The sequence below is a fragment of the Oleispirillum naphthae genome, assembly GCA_027864655.1.
GTDB lineage: Bacteria > Pseudomonadota > Alphaproteobacteria > Rhodospirillales > Rhodospirillaceae > Oleispirillum > Oleispirillum naphthae.
Genome location: JAQAZG010000024.1, coordinates 1 through 1,844 on the forward strand (window position 1 = coordinate 1; position 1,844 = coordinate 1,844).

General features: G+C 65.9%; 1 protein-coding gene and 1 pseudogene. Both read left to right on the plus strand.

The window, feature by feature from the left end; genetic code table 11:
• A partial coding sequence (locus tag O7R11_RS14905) for a methyl-accepting chemotaxis protein (protein WP_337998328.1) occupies positions 1 to 656 on the plus strand: 656 nt, incomplete at its 5' end.
• A 477-nt stretch (positions 657 to 1,133) separates the two neighbouring features.
• Positions 1,134 to 1,844, plus strand: a pseudogene (locus tag O7R11_RS14910) (hypothetical protein); the annotation flags it as partial.

Consider the following 1,844-nt stretch of genomic DNA (forward strand, 5'->3'; position numbering starts at 1 on the left):
TGGCCACCGCGGCGGAGGAGCTCTCCGCCTCGATCGAGGAGATCGGCCGCCAGGTGGAGCACTGCAACACCGCGTCGCAAGCCGCGACGGAGGAGGCCCACCGCACCGACGAAGTGGTCAAGGGCCTGGCCGAAAGCGCCGCCAAGATCGGCACCGTGATCGAGCTGATCAACGGCATCGCGGCGCAGACCAATCTGTTGGCGCTCAACGCCACGATCGAGGCGGCGCGCGCCGGCGACGCGGGCAAGGGCTTCGCCGTGGTGGCGAACGAGGTGAAGACCCTGGCCAACCAGACCGCCAAGGCGACCGAGGACATCACCGCGCAGATCGGCACGGTGCAGTCCGAGACCGAAAAGGCGGTCTCCGCGATCGACACCATCGCCGGCCGCATCGACGACGTGCGGCAGATCACCACCACCATCTCCTCCGCGGTGCAGGAGCAGGCCGCCGCCACCGCCGAGATCGCCCGCAACGTGCAGCAGGCGGCGAGCGGCACCACGGAAATCTCCGCCAACATCTCCGGCGTCACCCAGGCCGCGACGGAGACCGGGGCGGCCTCGGGGCAGGTGCTCGCCTCGGCGCAATCCCTGTCCCGCGAGTCCGTCGCCCTCAAGGCGGTGGTCGATGAGTTCCTGCAAAACGTCCGCGCCGCATAACGTCGCCCGCGCCGGGAGCGGCCACGCCGCTCCCGGCGCGCAGGCAGGCAGGGTCCGCCAGGAGGGCTGCAAGAAGTGCCGCAACTGCGGCTATTCCACCTGCGGCTGACCGCGGCACTGCGTGCGAATTCTCAATTTCTACGCGACTCCACCGGCGGCTTTCCCGGGCAGGCGCCGCCGCGCGGGATTTTGCCTCTCGCGCAAAGGGCACATTTCCCTCGCGTCACCGCATCCGCAACGCATGCATGGATACCTTCTATCTCCCTGAAAAGACTCAAGAAAGTAATCGGAGAATATAGCCGAAAAGCATATTAGGGAAACCCTCATATTCTCTCTATCTGTCTGAAAAGACTCAAAATACAGACAATATTCATGTAAAATCCACCCTCGTCAGAAGGCTGCGCAGACCTTCCTTCTCACTCACCACAGGGAACGCACACTGCCTCATTACGGCCGTGGCGACAGAGGGGATTTGTTATGCGCTCCATAGACAACCTCAAGATCAACGGAAAAATCGGTATCGTCATCGGCGTACTGGCCCTCGCCTCCTTATTCATCAGCGGCGTCGGCTACTATGGCCTGCACGCGATCGATGCGATGGCCGAGCGGGTGCGCCTCTACGGCGACCTCAGCCGCGACGGCGTGCGGCTGGACGCCGAGATGGAATCGATCGGCCGCTCGACCTACCGCTTCGCCGCCGACCCCGCCGACCTGGAAGACGCGGCGAAGGCTCTCGACCGCGACGCCCACGCGTTCGAGGCACGCAGCACACGCCTGCTCTCCCTCGTGCCGGACGCCGACAGGGCCGAGATCGAGGAGATCCGCCGCGACTTCCAGACCTACCTCGCAAGCGTGAACGCCGCGGTGGCGGTCGCCCGCCGGCAGGAAACGCTACAGCTCAGCGCGGCGCAGCGGGCGATCTATGCGGCGGTCCTACAGTCCCGGAAGATCGCCCTTCCGCTCGAAAAGAAGATCGACGGCCTCGTCTCGCGCCTCAACCACGACAACGACGCCGTCGGCCAGGCGGCGGACGCCGAGGCCGAGAGCCTGTCGCTGCTGATGATCGCGGCGGCGGCGGCGGGCATCGCGCTCGGCATCGGCATCGGCCTGACGATCTCCAAGAAGAGCCTGGTCAACCCGATTCACGCGGTGATCGAGGCGCTGAAGGCGCTCACCGCGGGACGCCTC